The sequence below is a fragment of the Mycobacterium attenuatum genome, assembly GCF_900566085.1.
GTDB classification, from domain to species: Bacteria; Actinomycetota; Actinomycetes; order Mycobacteriales; family Mycobacteriaceae; genus Mycobacterium; species Mycobacterium attenuatum.
Map to the genome: position 1 here is coordinate 1 of NZ_UPHT01000025.1, position 18,137 is coordinate 18,137.

Annotated in this window: 15 protein-coding genes; 12 read left to right on the forward strand and 3 right to left on the reverse strand. The window is 67.1% G+C overall.

Annotation, left to right across the window (positions count from 1 at the left end):
• Positions 1–35: 35 nt before the first annotated feature.
• The 3 genes from hemB to EET13_RS03860 are packed head-to-tail and all read left to right on the forward strand — an operon-like array spanning position 36 to position 1,857.
• Complete coding sequence (gene hemB / locus EET13_RS03850) at positions 36–1,016, forward strand: porphobilinogen synthase (RefSeq protein WP_122441101.1); 981 nt, start codon at positions 36–38, stop codon at positions 1,014–1,016.
• A gap of 11 nt (positions 1,017–1,027) precedes the next feature.
• Positions 1,028–1,567, forward strand: a complete 540-nt coding sequence (locus EET13_RS03855) for a DUF3093 domain-containing protein (RefSeq protein WP_122441054.1) — start codon at positions 1,028–1,030, stop codon at positions 1,565–1,567.
• Positions 1,564–1,857 carry a hypothetical protein gene (locus EET13_RS03860; protein WP_122441055.1) on the forward strand — a complete coding sequence of 98 codons (294 nt, stop codon included), beginning with the start codon at positions 1,564–1,566 and terminating at the stop codon, positions 1,855–1,857. Before EET13_RS03855 ends, EET13_RS03860 begins: the two co-directional genes overlap by 4 nt.
• Here the strand turns inward: EET13_RS03860 and EET13_RS03865 are convergent.
• A complete protein-coding gene (locus EET13_RS03865) occupies positions 1,841–2,290 on the reverse strand; it encodes an STAS domain-containing protein (protein ID WP_122441056.1) in 450 nt (149 codons plus the stop codon). The two genes, EET13_RS03860 and EET13_RS03865, sit on opposite strands and share 17 nt — an antisense overlap.
• A gap of 374 nt (positions 2,291–2,664) precedes the next feature.
• Between EET13_RS03865 and EET13_RS03870 the strand changes: the two genes are divergently transcribed.
• Both EET13_RS03870 and EET13_RS03875 read left to right on the forward strand, forming a co-directional pair.
• Positions 2,665–3,945 carry an acyltransferase family protein gene (locus EET13_RS03870; protein ID WP_122441057.1) on the forward strand — a complete coding sequence of 427 codons (1,281 nt, stop codon included), beginning with the start codon at positions 2,665–2,667 and terminating at the stop codon, positions 3,943–3,945.
• 92 nt (positions 3,946–4,037) lie between these two features.
• Positions 4,038–4,697, forward strand: a complete 660-nt coding sequence (locus EET13_RS03875; protein ID WP_425294221.1) for an Rv0518 family GDSL lipase — start codon at positions 4,038–4,040, stop codon at positions 4,695–4,697.
• A gap of 264 nt (positions 4,698–4,961) precedes the next feature.
• Here EET13_RS03875 and EET13_RS03880 read toward each other — a convergent pair whose 3' ends face one another.
• Both EET13_RS03880 and EET13_RS03885 read right to left on the reverse strand, forming a co-directional pair.
• Positions 4,962–7,139, reverse strand: coding sequence for an acyltransferase family protein (locus tag EET13_RS03880; RefSeq protein ID WP_122441059.1), 2,178 nt, complete (start codon positions 7,137–7,139; stop codon positions 4,962–4,964).
• A 7-nt stretch (positions 7,140–7,146) separates the two neighbouring features.
• Positions 7,147–8,007 carry an alpha/beta hydrolase gene (locus EET13_RS03885; RefSeq protein WP_211189023.1) on the reverse strand — a complete coding sequence of 287 codons (861 nt, stop codon included), beginning with the start codon at positions 8,005–8,007 and terminating at the stop codon, positions 7,147–7,149.
• 330 nt (positions 8,008–8,337) lie between these two features.
• On the opposite strand from EET13_RS03885, the gene EET13_RS03890 reads away from it, so the two are divergent.
• The 7 genes from EET13_RS03890 (at position 8,338) to fadE16 (ending at position 18,132) form a co-directional block, all read left to right on the forward strand.
• Positions 8,338–9,480 (forward strand): LLM class flavin-dependent oxidoreductase, encoded by a 1,143-nt coding sequence (locus EET13_RS03890; RefSeq protein WP_122441060.1) that lies wholly within the window; start codon positions 8,338–8,340, stop codon positions 9,478–9,480.
• A 405-nt stretch (positions 9,481–9,885) separates the two neighbouring features.
• A complete protein-coding gene (locus EET13_RS03895; protein WP_122441061.1) occupies positions 9,886–10,629 on the forward strand; it encodes a class I SAM-dependent methyltransferase in 744 nt (247 codons plus the stop codon).
• Positions 10,630–10,831: 202 nt separating this feature from the next.
• On the forward strand, positions 10,832–11,710 hold the full coding sequence (locus EET13_RS03900) for a universal stress protein (RefSeq protein ID WP_122441062.1): 879 nt from the start codon (positions 10,832–10,834) through the stop codon (positions 11,708–11,710).
• A 101-nt stretch (positions 11,711–11,811) separates the two neighbouring features.
• Positions 11,812–14,526: a cation-transporting P-type ATPase gene (locus tag EET13_RS03905; protein ID WP_425294222.1), complete on the forward strand. Its 2,715-nt coding sequence runs from the start codon at positions 11,812–11,814 to the stop codon at positions 14,524–14,526.
• Between the two features lie 112 nt (positions 14,527–14,638).
• On the forward strand, positions 14,639–16,066 hold the full coding sequence (locus EET13_RS03910) for an amino acid permease (protein ID WP_122441063.1): 1,428 nt from the start codon (positions 14,639–14,641) through the stop codon (positions 16,064–16,066).
• 36 nt (positions 16,067–16,102) lie between these two features.
• On the forward strand, positions 16,103–17,011 hold the full coding sequence (locus EET13_RS03915; RefSeq protein ID WP_122441104.1) for an Rv1678 family membrane protein: 909 nt from the start codon (positions 16,103–16,105) through the stop codon (positions 17,009–17,011).
• Positions 17,011–18,132, forward strand: coding sequence for an Rv1679 family acyl-CoA dehydrogenase (gene fadE16, locus EET13_RS03920; RefSeq protein WP_122441064.1), 1,122 nt, complete (start codon positions 17,011–17,013; stop codon positions 18,130–18,132). The genes EET13_RS03915 and fadE16 overlap by 1 nt, the downstream gene beginning before the upstream one ends.
• Positions 18,133–18,137: the final 5 nt, after the last annotated feature.

The window sequence follows — 18,137 nt, forward strand, 5'->3', positions numbered from 1 at the left end:
CCCGCGGCCAGCTCATGCGCGGCGACCCGCCGCGCATGAGCTGGCCGCGGGAGCGGCCACGCCGGCTCCGCTCAACCCCCGCGATGCGCCGGTTGGTGGCGCAAACCTCGTTGCAGGCAAGGCATTTGGTGTTACCGATGTTCGTCGCCGACGGTATATCGGAACCGCGCCCCATCCGTTCTATGCCGGGCGTGGTCCAGCACACCCGTGATTCGCTGCGCAGCGCCGCCGCCGACGCGGTCGCTGCCGGCGTCGGCGGGCTGATGCTGTTCGGCGTGCCCCGTGACCGCGACAAGGACGCCGTCGGCTCGGCCGGCACGGATCCGGACGGCATCCTCAACGTCGCGCTTCGGGATCTGGCCAAGGATCTGGGCGACGCGACGGTGTTGATGGCCGACACCTGCCTCGACGAGTTCACCGACCACGGGCACTGCGGCGTCCTGGACGAGCGCGGCCGGGTCGACAACGACGCCACCGTGGAGCGCTACGTGGAATTGGCGCTGGCCCAAGCACAGTCAGGGGCACAGGTGGTCGGTCCGAGCGGAATGATGGACGGCCAGGTGGGCGCGATCCGCGACGGCCTGGACGCCGCCGGTTATCCCGACGTGGCGATCCTGGCTTACGCCGCGAAGTTCGCCTCGGCGTTCTACGGCCCCTTTCGCGAGGCGGTGAGCTGCAGCCTTTCCGGAGACCGGCGGACCTACCAGCAGGAGCCGGGCAATGCGCGCGAGGCGCTGCGCGAGATCCAGCTGGATCTGGACGAGGGCGCCGACATCGTGATGATCAAACCGGCGATGGGGTATCTCGACATCGTGTCCGCGGCTGCCGCGAATTCGCCGGTGCCGGTGGCGGCTTACCAGGTCTCGGGGGAGTACGCGATGATTTGCGCGGCCGCGGCTCACAACTGGATCGACGAACGCGCCGCCGCGCTGGAATCGCTGACCAGCATCCGGCGCGCCGGGGCCGATATCGTGCTCAGCTACTGGGCCGCCCAAGCGGCGGGTTGGCTTTCGTGACGGAGGCTTCCATGACATCAGCGCGGGACACCAGATCCAAGCCGTTGTTCTACGAACCCGGCGCCAGCTGGTATTGGTTGCTGGCCGGCCCGTTCGCAGCGGTTTCGATGATCTTGATCGAAATGTCCAGCGGCGGCGGGGTGGGGCTGGTAACGCCGGCGATTTTTCTGGTGATGGTGTCGGCGTTCGTGGCGGTGCAAGTGAAGGCGGCGCGCATCCACACCTCGGTGGAGCTGACCGAAGACGCGTTACGGCAGGGCACCGAGACCATTCTGGTGTCGGAGATCGTGAAGGTGTTTCCCGAGCCGGAGAACTCGGTGGCTTCGGGCAAGCCGTTGGCCGGGTGGCAGTCGGCACGCGCACTCGGTGAACTGGTCGGGGTACCCCGAGGCCGGGTGGGCGTCGGTCTGAAGCTCACCGGAGGCCGCACCGCCCAGGCCTGGGCGCGACGGCATCGTCATCTGCGCGCCGCGCTAACTCCACTGGTCACCGAACGTGTCGAACCCGTTCAGGTGGACGTCGACGACGACGACACGGGGTCGGCGCGGTGACCGCTCGTTACCGGGCGATGGCTGAGCTGACCGTGGCCTTGGCCGCGGTGGTGGCCACGGTGGCCAGCTGGCTGCATACCAGGTCGACGGTGGTGGTTGGGCCGGTTGCCGACGGGCAGCCGGTCACCGTGTCGGTGGTCTATCACCCGCAGCTGTTGGTGCTGACGTTGTTGCTGGCGACGGTCGCCGGAGTTCTCACGGTGGTGGGGGCGGCCCGGCTGCGGCGCAGTGCCCGGCCATCGGCGGGGACCGAGCCGACTACTGAGCCGACCGCTAAGCCGTCTTCCTGATCAGCGGCAGGACCAGCTGACGGCGGCTGACGATGGCGTCGGCCAAGTCGCGAAGCGCTTCGTGGACGGAACCGGTGAGGGGAAACAGTGCATCGCCGCGGTCGTCACCGAGCAGCTGGCGGACGGCTGGGCTCGCCACCAGCGACCACTGCACGCCGGCAGCATGGCAGTTCTCGTCGAGCATGTGCAACAGCGAGATAGCGGCCCCAGAGAAGTAGTTAACCTCGCTCAGGTCGAGGACCACGGGATGATCCTCGAGGATGAACCGCTGCAGGTACCTGCCGACCTCATCGATGTTGACGGCGTCGATGTCGCCTCGGACGGTCACCACCGTTGCCAGGTGACGACAATGCGCGCGAATGTGAGCGCCGGCGCAGTCGTAGGTCCAGTTTCCCTGTCGACTCGTCCGATCAGCGACGTCGGCGATAGTCATGAGCGGCCTCACTCCCCGTGGCAGTCTGCGCCCACGCTAGCCCGCAAACCTAAGGAGATCGAAAGCCGCGTCTAACTCTTTGCTAAGAGGGATTTTCGCCACATTGGCCGAGCTGCCAGCAACGTCGTTCAGGGGCGCTGTCGCCCCCCGGCGGGTGATGGCCCATGGCAAGCTCCAGGGTGCGCCGGTGTCGTCGAGGCCGGCCCGCTGTTAGGCTGCAACGGCTGCCCATCGCCGGTCGGCGGGCTGGAGAACGGGCGGGCCGCCCGTTCAGCCGAACCAGTAGGCATTCGCCTGACGAGCATGTGCGCCGCCCGGCGGCGTGGGGCGGGGCACCGCCCGCTCGCGGGGGAGCTTGCGGGCAGGGCAATCAGATGAAGAAACAGCAGAGTCCAGACGGAAAGAACCTCGTGCGCACCGCAGACATCACGGGTCAGATCGGCGGGGAGATCAAGGCCCTGACCGGTTTGCGCATCGTCGCCGCGGTGTGGGTGGTGCTGTTTCACTTCCGGCCGATGCTGGGCGACGCATCACCTGATTTCCGTGCCGCCCTCGCGCCGCTGCTCAACTGCGGGGCGCAGGGCGTGGACCTGTTCTTCATCCTCAGCGGGTTCGTGCTGACCTGGAACTATCTCGAGCGCATGGGCCGCTCCTGGTCGACCCGGGCCACCCTGCATTTCCTGTGGCTTCGCCTGGCCCGGGTATGGCCGGTTTATCTGGTCACCATGCATCTGGCGGCGCTCTTGGTGATCCTGAGTCTGCACGTCGGCCATGTGCCGCTGCCGGAAGTGAGAGATCTCACAGCGATCAGCTATGTGCGGCAGATCCTGTTGGTGCAGTTGTGGTTTCAGCCGTTCTTCGACGGGTCCAGTTGGGACGGGCCGGCCTGGTCGATCAGTGCAGAATGGCTGGCCTACCTGCTGTTCGGGCTGCTGGTCCTGGTGATCTTGCGGATGGAGCGGGCCACGCGGGCTCGTAGCCTGATGCTGCTGGCTTTCGCCGCGTCGTTGCCGCCGGTGTTGCTGTTGTTGGCCAGCGGTCAGTTCTACACGCCGTGGAGTTGGCTGCCGCGCATCGTCACGCAGTTCATTGCGGGCGCGCTGGCCTGTGCCGCGGTGCGCCGGTTGCGGCTTTCCAATCGCGCTCGCCGCTTCGCCGGATACCTGTCCCTGCTGCTGATCGTGGGCATGGTGGGCATCCTGTACTGGTTGGACGCGCATCCCATCACCGGAGTCCTGGACAGCAGCGGGGTGGTCGACGTGCTGTTCGTGCCACTGGTGGTCACGCTGGCGGTCGGCCTGGGCAGCTTGCCCAGACTGCTGTCGACGCGGCTGATGGTCTACGGCGGGCAGATCTCGTTCTGCCTGTACATGGTCCACGAGCTGGTGCACACCGGGTGGGGCTGGGCGGTGCTTCAATTCGGTCTCACGCCCCAGGGCAACCCGTGGAAGTGGAACATCATCGGCCTACTCGTGATCGCGGTTGGTGCCTCGATGCTGCTGTATCACGTCGTCGAGGAGCCCGCGCGCCGCTGGATGCGCAGGATGGTAGATGTGCGAGCAGCGCACGGGCGAAGCGAACCCGCTGGGTCCACCAGCGCCAAGCTTCATCCGGTCGACGCTGTCCGGGAGGGGATTTCGGCCCGCGCGGTGTGAGGGTTGCAGCGCGTCGACGGCGAGTCCGCCCGTATTTTTCATACGATGACGACGCCGTTTCCCAGCGGAGGTTGGTAGTGAGTCGGGTTGCCATGTTCATCATCGTTCTCACGTTGATGGTCGGCCTGGTACCCAGACATTTGAGCTACCGCCCACTGACGATGGACTTTCGGCTCACACATCTGGCGGTTATCGGTGACTCCTATACCGCCGGCACCGACGAGGGCGGTCTGGGCGCCAAGTCATGGACGGCACGCGCCTGGCAGCAGCTGGCAAAAGGCGGTGAGCGGGTTGCACCCGAGGTGGCAGCCGAGGGCCGGGCTGGCTACGGGGTACCCGGCGACCACGGCAGCATCTTCGAGGATCTGACTGCTCGGGCCGTCAAGCCCGACGATGTGCTGGTGGTGTTCTTCGGCTCCCGCAACGACGAGGGCGTCGAACCCGAACTCCTGTCCGAAAAGGCCCGCGGGACTTTCGATTTGGCGCGCCGCCTAGCACCGGGGGCGAGGTTTCTGGTGATCGGGCCGCCGTGGCCGACGGCCGATGTCCCCGACTGGGTGCTGCAGATTCGCGACGTCCTCAACGCCGCGGCCCACGCCGCGGGAGCGACGTTCGTCGATCCGATCGGCGACGGTTGGTTCGTCGACAGGCCGGAGTTGATCGGTGCCGACGGCGTGCACCCCAACGACGCAGGACATCAATACCTGGCGGACAAGATCGCACCGCTGATTCGGGCGCAGTTGCTTGGATGAGCCGGCCGATTTTCGTCCAAATCGTCAGCCGCACAAGGAGTTAATCGTCGCCATTCAGTCTTCTGCGTGCCTTTCGTAGTCCCAACGCTCAAGGCGCGCTTGCAATTGCACGAGACCGAGCCCCGCGACCGGCGCGAGCGCCGTCACAAATACGAGCATCAACGGACTCATCTCGAAACCTCCAAGACTGCTTCAGTGATAACACGTTCGGCGTCGTTATGTGGTTCATCCGCAAAGAAATTCATCGGTGTCGTCAATCAAACTTCACGCCCCCGCCAGGGTCCGGTCGACCAGCGCACCCAGCACCGGCGCCAACATCTGGGAGTACTCGGTGGTGACGTGGTTGTCGTCGCGGAACACCAGCGTGTTGCCGACGATCACCGGACAACGATCAGCGGCGCAGAACAGCTCGGTCAGGTCCACATACTGCCCGCCGCCGGCTGCGGTGGCCGCCTCCTCGGCGGCGACGCCGGCAGCGTTGGTGGCCAGGGACCGCTGCGGCGCGCAGGCGCCTGCGTCGTCCAGGTGCGCCGACAGGCACGTCGGCACCGAGGACTGCGGATCGGCGACCGGTCCCAATACCAGCACGGCCGAACCGAAGCTGCGAAGCTGCGCCACCGTCCGGGTCAGCGCATCCAGCCACGCCGGGTCGTAGGCCGCGAAGCCGAAGTCCGCGTGGTAGCGCCGGCTCATGCCCAGCACCACCAGCCGCGGGCGCTCGGCTCGCAGCCGGTTCACGATCTCGGTGCGCCACTGTTCACACTCGGTGTACGTGCGGCCCAGATACGGGCTGACGATCGGCAGGTCCAGCAGTGGGCAGGTCACCTTGGCCAACGTCTCCAGTCGCCAGTGCCGCTGCCCGGCGGTCTGCTGAAGCGCCGGTTCCCACATGGCGGCATGGGAGTCGCCGACCAACGTGATTGTGGTCGGCGAGGCGGTGTCGCCGGAAGCGCACTCGTTCTGGCCGACTTCGCGCCAGGAGCGCAGGCAGCCGTTGACGAAGACCGGCGCCTTGTCACCGGGCGCCGCCGCCAGCGGTGGGTCGATGTTGGACGGCACCGCCTGCACGCCGGCGGAGGCCGCGACCGCGTCGCGGACTTGGGCGAGCAGGGTGCCCACGGCCGCCTCCTGCGGACTGAGGGCTCCCGCGTCAGGGGCGCTCGGGGGTAATGCGGCGATCTTGGCCTGCGGCGCGGCAGCTCCGTGGCCGGCGGGGGCGGGCACTGCCGTTAGCAACACCGCGCATGCGCATGCCGCGACGCCGCTGGCCGCACCGGCCAGGGCGAGGCTTGCTTTGGCGGACCGGCGCAACGCCGCGGCGAACCGGCCGGGATTCTCGACCAGATGCAGCGTGATCACCGCGAGCCCGGCGGAGACGATGGTCGCGGCCAGCCGGGCCGGCAGGCCGGCGGCATTGCCCAGCAGCGGCGGCATCAGCAACAGCAGCGGCCAGTGCCACAGATACCACGAATACGACACCCGCCCGATCGCCCGCATCGCCGGCCGGCACAGCAGACGGCCGACTCCCATGCCGCCGGTGACGCAGCCGCCGCCGATCACCAGTGCGGTGCCCAGGACCGGCAGCAGGGCGGCGGTGCCCGGGTATGGCGTGCTGGGACCCAGTTGGGTGCAGGTCAGCAGAATCAAGGCCAGGCCACCCCAGCCGACGATCGTCGCGGGCGTCAGCGGCAGCCGCCGCCATCGGTCGATCGACAGGGCCACGAGCCCGCCGACGGCCAGCTCCCAGGCGCGGGTGGGCAGCGAGAAGAACGCCCATGGCGGTGACGTCCGGGTCCAGATCGCGGCGCCGGCCAGCGACGCCGCGGCGACCAGGCCGAGGACTATCGCGTAGGGCGCGGTCCGCGCGACGGTGGCGCGGGCCGTACGTCGCAGCAGCCAGGCGGTACCAATGATCAGGGCCGGCCAGACCAGGTAGAACTGCTCCTCGACGCCCAGTGACCAGTAGTGCTGGAATGGCGAGGGCGCGAGGTCGGCATTCAGGTAGTCGGTGCCCTGGACAGCGAACCGGTAATTGCCGACATACAGGGCGCTGGCAATGCCGTCGACGAAGACTCGCCGCGCCTGCAGCGGCGGCAGCAAGACGGCGGCGCCGATCGCGGTAACCACGCCGACGGCGGCCGCGGCCGGCAGCAACCGACGTGCCCTCGCGCCGTAAAAGCGGCCCAGTCCAACGGTTTTGGTGGTTGTCGCCTCGCGCCACAGCAATCCGGTGATGAGGAAGCCGGAGATGACGAAGAAGACGTCGACACCGATGTAGCCGCCGCTGATGCCCGGGATGCCCGTGTGGTACAGCACGACCGCGAGGATCGCCACGGCGCGCAAGCCTTCGATGTCGGGGCGGAAACCGGTTCCCCGATTGCGGGGTTGGGGCCGCGCTCTTGCGCTGGGCGGGTTCGGGGTGTCTTCCTGCGGGACTGTCATCGGCCTCTTAGGACGCCATCCAGTCCAGTTCGCCGGGCAGCTGTTCGCGCCAATACTGCGCGTCGTGGCCGCCGGGTGAGAAGCTGCCCGACGGGGGTGCCTTCAGTTGGTGGACGAATTGGCGGGTCGCGAAATAGAAGCGGTCACCGGTACCGCAGTCCACGCGCAGGGGAATCTGGTTCAGCGCAGGCAAACCCAGCACGCTGTGGGCGACCCAATCGTCGTAGCTGTCGAACGCCCCGGGCGCGCTGCCGGTGAACGAGGTGTACAGGGCGGGACTGATCGCGCAGATTCCGGCGGTCCGCGCCGGTCCCAGTCGAGCGCCCAGCAGCAGTGCGCCGTATCCGCCCATGGACCATCCCAAGAATCCCACCCGCGAGGTGTCCATCCCCATCGAGTCCAGCATCGGCAACAGCTCGTCGAGCACCATGGCGCCCGAGTCCGCTCCCGACCTCCGCCGATGCCAATAGGTGTTGCCGCCGTCGACACCCACCACGGCAAAGGGCCGCTTGCCCGCTTTGGCGAGCTGAGCCAGGCCGTCTTCGACACCGAGATCGAGCATCATGCCGGCGTTGCCATCCTTGCCGTGCAGGGCGATCACCGGCCGCAACATCTGGGTCTGGCCCGGCGGCAGTGCGATCACCCAATTCGTCTTCACACCGCCGCGAGCCGCCGAGATGAACGAGCCGGAAAGCCTGGTCGGCAAGCTGCTTCCGGCAGCCGGAGGTTCGAACGGGGCGGGCGCCTGCGGCGGCGCCGCCTGCGGCTTGAGCGGATCCAGCAGGGCGCTCAATGCCCACGCGCCGACGGCTCCGGCGCCGGCGCCGGCGCCGATGCGCAGCACCGCGCGACGGGTCAGGTCGGCCACGGGGTCATAATGCCGCGCCGGCAGGCTATTTCCCTGCCAGCCACGCCGTATCGGTGGCCCAATCGTGATGCTTGACCGCAGCAGCCGGGGACGGACTTGGGTGCCGCGCGGTTTCGCTGCGACCGCCCGAATCCAAGGCGCTGGCCGCACACCGCACTGCACACTCTTGCACCACCCGGGGACCGGATTGGGGAGGTTTCGCCCTTGGGCGGCGGTGCTGCGGCCTCGATCATGGAGAGCACTCGGTATCGGCAGCACAGCACAACCCTCGTCGGCCGGGTCACCGTCCGGACATCACCTGGGGAACGTGGAAAGCGAAAGAGGACCCGAATGAGCCTGACTTTTCATTGGTTTTTGCCGACGTATGGTGATTCCCGCAATCTGGTCGCCGGCGGGCATGGAACGGCAATGCATGGTGACCGGCCCGCGACGCTGAAGTACCTGCACCAGATCTGTGCAGCCGCCGAGACCAACGGTTTCGAGGCGGTGCTCACGCCGACCGGGTTGTGGTGCGAGGACGCCTGGCTGACGACGGCAATGCTGGTGGAACGTACCGAGACGTTGAAGTTTCTGGTCGCGCTTCGCCCCGGGTTGATGAGCCCGACCCTGGCGGCCCAGATGGCCGCGACGTTCCAGCGCCAGTCCGGTGGGCGGCTGCTGCTCAACGTCGTTACCGGCGGTGAATCGCATGAGCAGCGTGCCTTCGGCGACTTCTTGGACAAGCAGTCCCGGTATGCCCGCACCGGCGAGTTCTTGCGCGTCGTGCGGCACCTGTGGACGTCGACTGAGCCGGTGACGTTCGCCGGAGACCACATCCGGGTCGACGAGGCGGCGCTCAACAACCGGCCCGACCCGGTCCCTCCGGTATTCTTCGGCGGCTCCTCGGGCTCTGCCGGGCCGATAGCGGCGAAGTATTCCGACGTCTACCTCACCTGGGGCGAACCGGTGGCGGCGGTAGCCAAGAAGCTGGATTGGATTCGTGGCCTGGCAGTCGATCATGGCCGAATGTTGCAGTACGGCTTGCGTATTCACGTGATCAGCCGGGACACCTCCGCGCAGGCGTGGGCGGAGGCCGATCGGCTATTGGCCGGTATCGACCCGGGCGACGTGAAACGGGTGCAGGCCAGCCTGGCGCGCAGCGAATCGGAGGGACAGCGCCGCATGGTGGACCTGCACGGCGGCAGCGGCAATCAACTCGTGGTCGCGCCGAACCTATGGGCCGGGGTCGGGCTGGTGCGCGGCGGGGCGGGCACCGCGCTGGTCGGGTCGCACGACGAGGTCGCCGACCGGCTGGCCGAGTATGCGCAATTGGGCATCACCCACTTCATCCTGTCGGGATATCCGCACCTGGAAGAGGCCTACTCGTTCGGCGAAGGTGTGTTGCCGGTCCTCGAGCGCAGGGGTCTGTGGGCCCGGCCGAACGGCCAGCCAGCACCGGGTCCCGTGCCGTTGGCGGTTGTCTCGGCGCACTAGCGCTGTATCGCTGTTACCTTTCCCGCCAGTTGATTTGGCGGTTTGGTCAGTGGATCTGGTGTGCGCGTCGCGCGTGGATTTGGCGCCCGGCTGGGCGGGGCGGCCCAACGGCGGCGGTGGCTGCGCATGGAATCTGCAGTGCCGTCTGGCGGTCTGCTGGGCGATTTAGGTGCCGTGTCGGCGCTTGTGGGATGGCGAAGCTCCTGCCACCGACCAGGCGCAGCCGACCGTTGATCAGGTGAGCGCCGATTTTCCTCCGGCGCATCACTTTGCCGAGCACCGCCTCCTCTCACCCCAGTTGTAGACGATTGCGTTCCCTGTGTGAATCGGCTAGGCTGCGGATTTAGTGAACGATAGCGTATACAAAGTGCATCGTTCCCCGTCGGAGAAGGAAGCGAGAAGAACATGACGATCGAGACCAACGTTGCCGGGTTCGAGCCCTTGTACGGTGACGCGGAACTGGCCGAGGAACTGATCCCGTGGGACATCGGTGGACCGCAGCCCGTGGTGGAGCAGCTGGTCGCCCATGGCGCCATCCGCGGCGAGGTGCTCGACCCCGGTACCGGCCCCGGCTACCACGCGATCCAATATGCGTTGCAAGGCTTTTCGGCCACCGGGATTGACGGGTCGCCCTCGGCTATCGAGCGGGCCAAACGGAACGCGGAACGCGCCGGCGTGCACGTCGACTTCCAGGTGGCCGACGCCACCCGGCTGGACGGCTTCGAGGGCCGCTTCGACACCGTGGTGGACAGCGCTTTCTATCACGTCTTCCTGGGTGACGAGGCCACCCAGACGCGCTATGCGCAGGCGCTGCACCGGGCCACCAAGCCCGGGGCGCGGTTATACATGTTCGAGTTCAGCCCGCACAACGTCAACGGCATCCAATGGGCCGGCATCCCGGCGGACAACTTCGACCGGGTGCTGGGCGCAAGCGGCTGGCGCGTGGATTACCTGGGTGGCACCACCTATCAAGCACGTGTCTTGCCACGGACTTTCGCTGCCATGACAGAGGTGACTTCACAAATTCAAGACGACATGCTCGAGCGCATTCAGCCGCTGATGCAACAGCTGAGTGTGCTGGGGCCGCTGCTGGAAGAGCACCGGGTACACATTCCGGTGTGGGCCGTGGTGGCCACCCGCCTGGACTGACGCGCACGGCTACCAGAACTGAGGCCACCGCGTTGGTAGCCAAACCATCATGAGTTCAACGGTTTTCGTGCCGCCGGCGAGGACAAGGTGCGCTGACGGCCGTCGCATGATCGACGTATGACCGTCGACCACACGATTAGGGACCAATGCCTCCTGACGCCGGGGCCGAGGCTGCCTAACGTCGTGGTCAGGAGGTGCGCCGGTGCCGGTAGATGCGATTGTGGGATACGACGGTTCGCCGGGGGCGAGTGCCGCACTAGCTGTCGGTGCATTGTTGTTTCCCGGGGCGCATGGATGGATCACCTATCTATGGGTTCCGCCATTCGCGAGTGACAAGGTGCGTCGCCGGCTGCGCCCCATGGCTCGTGATGCGAACGAGCTGGCTGAAATGATCGAGCGGGAGGGTGAGCGCGAGGCCCAACGAATCGTCGAGATGGGCGTGACGCTGGCCAGCGCCGCCGGGTGGCGTGCCGAGCCGCTGCTAAAGCGAACGTGGGGTTCCGAGGGCCTGCGAATCGCTCAAGCTGTCGACGACGCGCAGGCGGACGTGGTGGTTGTCGGTGCTCGCGGGCTCGGAGGGGCCCAAGCAGCGCTGGGCAGCGTATCCGACATGGTGCTGCATTACTGCCCGAAGCCGGTGGTCGTGGTGCCGCATCCGATGCTGTCGGCCGAGTACGAAGCGCTCGCCAACGGCCCTGTTCTCGTGGGCTGGGACGGCTCGGGCGGTGCGGCAACGGCGTTGGCAGCCGCCAAGCGACTGTGCCCGCAGCGAGATGTGTTGCTGATATCTGTCGGCGACGGCCCAGCGCCCGGACCGCCGGTCGGTCCGTCAGGAGCGGCAGCCGCAGACGTGCTTCGGTTGACCATCAACCGCGGTCATGGGTTTCGCGCCCGTGCCGTCTCGGAAGCGCTGGTTGCGGCCGCCGACGACCACAATGCGGCTCTGGTGGTCGTCGGCTCGCGAGGCCGCTCCGGTGCTCGCGATGTCGTCCTGGGCAGCGTCGCCGTGGGAACCGTGCACCACTCCCATCGACCGGTGATGGTCGTCCCGGGCGGATGGGAGGTCGCCGCCGGATCATGATCGGCCGGACTGGGCCGTCGGCGGTTCGCGCGGCCAGCGTCGGCGCTGTGAAACAAACCAATGGCTGGCCGGTGCGCAAGGGCCGTGAGGGGTCGTCAGGAGTGAAGTGGTTGTCGGAATCTGCGACTCACCACGGTCTGGCAGCCCATGAAGTGGTGCTGCTCTTGGAGACCGATCCACACCGCGGGCTGTCCGGCGGTGAGGCGGCGGAACGATTGCAGCGTTTCGGGCCCAACACCTTGCCGGTGGCTGCGGGGGGCGGTTTGCTGCTGCGCGTTCTGCGACAGTTTCACCATCCGCTGATCTACGTCCTGCTCGCAGCTGGGCTGGTCACCGCGGGACTACAGGAATACGTCGATTCCGCGGTGATCTTCGGCGTGGTGGTCGTGAACGCCGTCGTGGGTTTCATCCAAGAATCCAAGGCCGAGACCGCGCTGGAGGGGTTGCGGTCCATGGTGCGCACCCAGGCCAAGGTGATTCGTGGCGGCCACGAGCACACCGTGCCGTCGGAGGACCTGGTTCCCGGGGACCTGGTGCTGCTGGAGAGCGGCGACAAGGCGCCGGCCGACCTGCGGCTGGTGCGGGTAACCGAGCTGCGCGTCAACGAATCAGCGCTCACCGGAGAGTCGGTGCCGGTCCATAAGGACGCGGTCGTGCTACCGGAAGCCACTCCGGTCGCGGATCGCCGCAACATGGTCTATTCCGGCACCCTGGTGACCGCGGGCCACGGGGCCGGTATCGCCGTCGCTACCGGCGCCGAGACGGAACTGGGTGAAATTCATCGGCTGGTCGGCGCCGCGGAAACCCTGATGACGCCGCTGACCGCGAAGCTCGCCTGGTTCAGCAAGGTCCTGACCATCGCCATCCTCGGTCTGGCGGCCGCCACCTTCGCCGCGGGATTGCTGCGCCGCCAGGATGCCGTCGAAACTTTCACCGCCGCGATCGCCCTCGCGGTCGGGGCCATCCCCGAGGGCCTGCCGGCCGCCGTCACCATCACGCTGGCTATCGGTGTGGCCCGAATGGCCAAGCGCCGCGCGGTGATTCGGCGACTGCCGGCGGTGGAGACACTGGGCAGCACCACGGTCATCTGCAGCGACAAGACCGGAACGCTGACCGAGAACCAGATGACCGTCCAGATGATCTGGACCCCCGACGGCATGGTCGAGGTGACCGGAACGGGCTATGCGCCCGACGGTGTTCTGCAGGATCGCGACGGCGGCCCCGCCCCGGTGAATGCCCATGCGGCACTGCGCTGGTCACTGATCGCCGGTGCGTGCTGCAACGACGCGGCACTGAGCCACGATGATGGACACTGGAGTGTTGTCGGCGACCCGACCGAGGGCGCCATGCTGGTTGTCGCGGCCAAGGCCGGGCTCGACGCGGAGCGCCTCGCCGCGGGCATGCCGCGGGTGGCGGTCATCCCGTTCAGCTCCGAGCGCCAGTACATGGCCACCTTGCATCGTGACGGCGCTGACCAGGTGGTGCTGGCCAAGGGCGCGGTGGAGCGGATGCTCGAGTTGAGCAGCACCCAGCTGGATGCCGACGGCGTGCTGTGTCCGCTGGACCGCGCGACGGTGTTGCGGGCCGCCGACCTTCTCAGCGCCCGGGGTCTGCGGGTACTGGCCACCGCCGTCCGTGCCGGAAGCGACCCCGCCGAGTTCGACGACGATGCGCTGGCAGGCACGCTGGCGTTCACCGGGCTGCAGGCAATGCTTGATCCTCCTCGAGGCGCCGCGTCGTCTGCCGTGGCGGCCTGTCACACCGCCGGTATCGCGGTCAAGATGATCACCGGTGACCACGCCGGTACCGCCGCAGCAATCGGGGCCAAGGTCGGGCTGCTCGACGACGCGGAACCGGCCGCAGGCGCGGTGCTTACCGGTGCCGAGTTGGCTGCCCTGAGCGGCGACGACTATCCCGACGCCGTGGACCGGGCCGCGCTGTTCGCCAGGGTCTCGCCGGAGCAGAAGCTGCGGCTAGTACAGGCGTTGCAGGCCAGGGGGCACGTGGTCGCCATGACCGGCGACGGCGTCAACGACGCACCGGCCTTGCGCCAGGCCAACATCGGCGTCGCGATGGGCCTCGGCGGCACCGAGGTCGCCAAGGACGCCGCCGACATGGTGTTGACCGACGACGACTTCGCCACCATCGAGGCCGCGGTCGAAGAGGGCCGCGGGGTCTTCGACAATCTGACGAAGTTCATCACCTGGACGCTGCCCACCAACATCGGTGAGGGACTGGTGATCCTGGTTGCGATCGCAGCCGGCGCCACCCTGCCGATACTGCCGACCCAGATTCTGTGGATCAACATGACCACCGCGATCGCGCTCGGCCTCATGCTCGCCTTCGAGCCCAAGGAAGCTGGGATCATGACTCGTCCGCCGCGCGACCCGGACCAACCGCTGTTGACCCGCGGGCTGGTGGCACGGATTCTGCTGGTCGCCACCATGCTGGTCGCCACTGCCTGGTGGCTGTTCGAATGGGAAATCGGCAAGGGCGCCAGCGTCGAAGCAGCCCGGACCGCGGCGCTGAATCTCTTTGTCGTGGTTGAGGCTTTTTATCTGTTCAGCTGCCGGTCGCTGACTCACTCCGCCTTCCGGATCGGCATCTTCTCCAACCGCTGGATCGTCGTGGGCGTGATGGTGCAAGCTGTCGCTCAACTTGCCATCACCTACCTACCCGCGATGAACACCGTGTTCGGTACGGCACCGATCGGGGCGCCCGCCTTGACGCGGATCTTCGCCGTCGCCACGGCTGTCAGCCTTGTCGTGGCCGTCGACAAGCTGCTGCGAAGCGGCCGCTGCGCGCACCGCTCATGAGACGACGACCGCTCGCGAGGCGCCGCGACCGATGCGCTGGTTTCGCCGGTGGCGCGTGGTTGTCTACGGGCCATCTGGCGGTGGTCCCCACAACTACTGCTAGCGTCCGGTGATGCGGCGGACGCAGCACCGAGCGCAGCGCGTGGCTCTCACGAATACCGCGGGCGGGCCGGACCGCCCGGCTTCGACTACGGCTTCCCAACTGCGCCAAGGACTGTCGCAGCGACAGCTCAACATGATTGCCCTCGGCGGGGTGATCGGCGCCGGCTTATTCGTCGGATCCGGAGTGGTGATCCAGGCGACCGGGCCCGCGGCTTTCCTCACTTACGCGGTCTGCGGTGTGCTGGTCATTCTGGTGATGCGAATGCTCGGGGAGATGGCCACCGCGAACCCGTCCACCGGTTCGTTTGCCGATTATGCGGCCAAGGCATTGGGCGGCTGGGCGGGATTCTCGGTCGGCTGGCTGTATTGGTACTTCTGGGTGATCGTGGTCGGTTTCGAGGCAGTGGCCGGCGGCAAGGTGCTCGCCTACTGGTTTCATGCGCCGCTGTGGCTGTTGTCGCTATTCCTGATGGTGCTGATGACGGCCACCAACCTGTCCTCGGTGACGTCGTTTGGTGAGTTCGAATTCTGGTTCGCCGGAATCAAAGTCGCCACCATCATGATCTTTCTCGGCGTCGGTACGGCTTTCGTGCTTGGCTTCTTGCCGGGGCACGACCTCAATTTCGCCAACCTCAGCGCGCACGGCGGACTTTTCCCGAAGGGTGTCGGGGCGGTCTTCGCCGCCATCGTGGTGGTGATCTTTTCCATGGTCGGCGCCGAGGTGGTCACGATTGCCGCGGCCGAAAGTCGGGACCCCCTGCGCGCGATACAGCGGGCGACCAACTCGGTGGTGGCGCGCATCGCGATCTTCTTCGTCGGTTCGGTTTTTCTGTTGGTCGTGATTTTGCCTTGGGACGCGGTGGAACTCGGTGATTCACCGTACGTCGCGGCGTTCAAACACATGGGTCTTGCCGGCGCGGACCAGATCATGAATGCGGTGGTGCTCACCGCAGTGCTCTCCTGCCTCAACTCCGGCCTGTATACCGCCTCGCGCATGCTGTTCGTGCTTGCCGACCGGCGCGAAGCCCCGGCCAGGCTGGTCAGAGTCAGCCGGCGAGGGGTGCCCCACATCGCCATCATGTGCTCGTCAGCGGTGGGCTTTGGTTGCGTCGTCATGGCCTGGCTCGCTCCCGCCACGGTGTTCCTGTTTCTGTTGAACTCGTCGGGTGCGGTGATCTTGTTTGTCTACTTGCTGATCGCCCTGTCGCAGTTGGTGCTGCGCCGCCGCACCCCCGCGGCGAGGCTGCAGGTCAAGATGTGGTTCTTTCCGGTGCTGTCCATCCTGACGGTGGCTGGAATCTTCGCCGTGCTGGTGCAAATGGCCTTCGACCACACCGCGCGAACCCAGCTGTGGCTCAGCCTGCTTTCCTGGGCGGTAGTCGTCGCGGTGTACTTCGTGACCAAGGTTGCCACGCGGCCACGTCCGGCCCGCAACTGAGCACCACCCCTTGCGCCGCGTGTGATACTGCATCGCATGAAGACGGCCGGTGTTCGTCGTGGAGCAGATCTGTTGTTTTCTCCCGCCGCGCCGCCGGCGACCGGCGGCCTGATAGCTCTGGCCGGTCTGCGCCTGCTGGCCGGGCTGATCTGGCTCTACAACGTCGTGTGGAAGGTGCCGCCGGACTTCGGGCAGCGCAGCAACAGCGGGCTGTACCACTTCACCCATCTGGCGCTCGAACATCCGGTGTTCACGCCGTTCAGCTGGGCCGTCGAGCATCTTGTGCTGCCGTACTTCACCGCATTCGGGTGGGCCGTGTTGGTCGCCGAGTCCGCGCTCGCGGTGCTCCTGCTCACCGGGACGGCGGTGCGGCTGGCTGCCCTAATCGGCATCGGACAGTCGCTTGCGATAGGCCTCTCGGTTGCCGAGTCGCCAGGGGAATGGCCGTGGGCATACGCCATGCTGCTGGGGATTCATGTCGTTCTGCTGTTTGCGGCGTCGACCCAGTATGCCGCCGTCGACGCCGTGCGCGCGGCCACCTCGCCCACGGCAGTCCGGTCGAGAGCGCAACGGCTGCTGGCTGGTTGGGCAATCGTGCTGTTGCTGATCGGGCTGATCGCGCTGTGGCGCGGTCTTGCCGGGCGTTGGCCCGCCTACGTCGGCATACGACCGCTGGAATTCTCACTCGGCCAATACAACCTGCGCGGCGCCGTGGTGCTGGTCGCGGTCGCGGTGGCGATGCTGGCAGCAGCCACGGCCGGCCAGCGCATGATCGCGATCGCGGCCGCCGCGGTAGCAGCGCTAGCCGCGGCTTCCATTTACGTCCAAGTAGGCGGGACCGCAGTGTGGCTCGGCGGAACCAACACCACCGCAGCGATTTTCGTCTGCGCAGTAGTGGTGAGTGTGGCAGCAGGGTCCAAGATCGGACGGGGGGAAGGGGTGTGATGACCGCACCGGACGTTGTGCCGCAAGTCGTTGCCGTCGCCGCCGAGCACGCCGAGCGGGTGGACACCGACTGTACCTTTCCGGCCGAGTCGGTGGATGCCCTGCGTGCCAGCGGGCTCCTTGGTCTGGTGCTGCCGGTCGAGGTGGGCGGAATGGCCGCAAGCCCAAAAGAATTCACCCAAGTGGTGGCGCAACTTTCGGCCGCCTGCGGATCCACCGCCATGATTTACCTGATGCACGTGGCCGCCGCGGTCACGGTCGCCGCAGCACCCCCGCCGGGCCTGCCGGATCTGTTGGCTGACATGGCCTCCGGGAAGAAACTCGGCACGTTGGCATTCAGCGAGAAGGGCTCCCGGTCGCACTTCTGGGCGCCGGTATCCACATCGACGGCCGACGGTGATGGCGTTGTCGTGCGGGCCGACAAAAGCTGGGTGACGTCGGCGGGGTTCGCCGACGTCTACGTCGTCTCTACCGGTTCGGCGACCGGTGTCGCCGGAGACGTCGACCTCTACGCCGTTCCGGCGGACACGCCGGGCTTGGTAGTGACCGGCACCTTCACCGGGATGGGCCTGCGCGGCAATGCCTCGGCACCGATGTCGGTCGACATTCGCATCCCCGCCTCCCATCGCGTCGGTGCGGCGGGCGGTGGGTTCGGCATGATAATGCAGACGGTGCTGCCCTGGTTCAATATCGGAAACGCCGCTGTGTCACTGGGTTTGGCGACGGCGGCCACCAGCGCCGCGGTAAAGCATGTCACCAGCGCCCGGCTGGAGCATCTGGGCGGTAGCCTGGCCGAGTTGCCGACGATCCGCGCCCAGATCGCCCGGATGGGCACCGGGCTGGCGGCGCAGGAGGCGTATCTGACGCAGGTCGCCGAGCGGTTGAGCGCCCCTGACGACAGCATGCTGACGCACGTGCTGGCGGTCAAGGCGTCGGTCAACGACGCCGCGCTGGCCATCACCGAGTCGGCGATGCGGGTGTGTGGCGGCGCGGCATTCTCCAAGCACCTGCCGATCGAGCGTGCGTTCCGCGACGCTCGGGCAGGGGCGGTGATGGCGCCGACCGCCGACGTACTGTACGACTTCTACGGCCGCGCCGTTACCGGGTTGCCGCTGTTTTAGGAGGG

Excerpts from the sequence above, each read along its gene's own strand:
- EET13_RS03855 (WP_122441054.1), top strand. The coding sequence starts at position 1,028 with ATGACATCAGCGCGGGACACCAGATCCAAGCCGTTGTTCTACGAACCC.
- fadE16 (WP_122441064.1), top strand. The coding sequence starts at position 17,011 with ATGACCGCACCGGACGTTGTGCCGCAAGTCGTTGCCGTCGCCGCCGAG.
- EET13_RS03865 (WP_122441056.1), bottom strand. The coding sequence starts at position 2,290 with ATGACTATCGCCGACGTCGCTGATCGGACGAGTCGACAGGGAAACTGG.
- EET13_RS03880 (WP_122441059.1), bottom strand. The coding sequence starts at position 7,139 with ATGACAGTCCCGCAGGAAGACACCCCGAACCCGCCCAGCGCAAGAGCG.
- EET13_RS03895 (WP_122441061.1), top strand. The coding sequence starts at position 9,886 with ATGACGATCGAGACCAACGTTGCCGGGTTCGAGCCCTTGTACGGTGAC.
- EET13_RS03870 (WP_122441057.1), top strand. The coding sequence starts at position 2,665 with ATGAAGAAACAGCAGAGTCCAGACGGAAAGAACCTCGTGCGCACCGCA.
- EET13_RS03910 (WP_122441063.1), top strand. The coding sequence starts at position 14,639 with ATGCGGCGGACGCAGCACCGAGCGCAGCGCGTGGCTCTCACGAATACC.
- hemB (WP_122441101.1), top strand. The coding sequence starts at position 36 with ATGAGCTGGCCGCGGGAGCGGCCACGCCGGCTCCGCTCAACCCCCGCG.
- EET13_RS03875 (WP_425294221.1), top strand. The coding sequence starts at position 4,038 with ATGTTCATCATCGTTCTCACGTTGATGGTCGGCCTGGTACCCAGACAT.
- EET13_RS03890 (WP_122441060.1), top strand. The coding sequence starts at position 8,338 with ATGAGCCTGACTTTTCATTGGTTTTTGCCGACGTATGGTGATTCCCGC.
- EET13_RS03915 (WP_122441104.1), top strand. The coding sequence starts at position 16,103 with ATGAAGACGGCCGGTGTTCGTCGTGGAGCAGATCTGTTGTTTTCTCCC.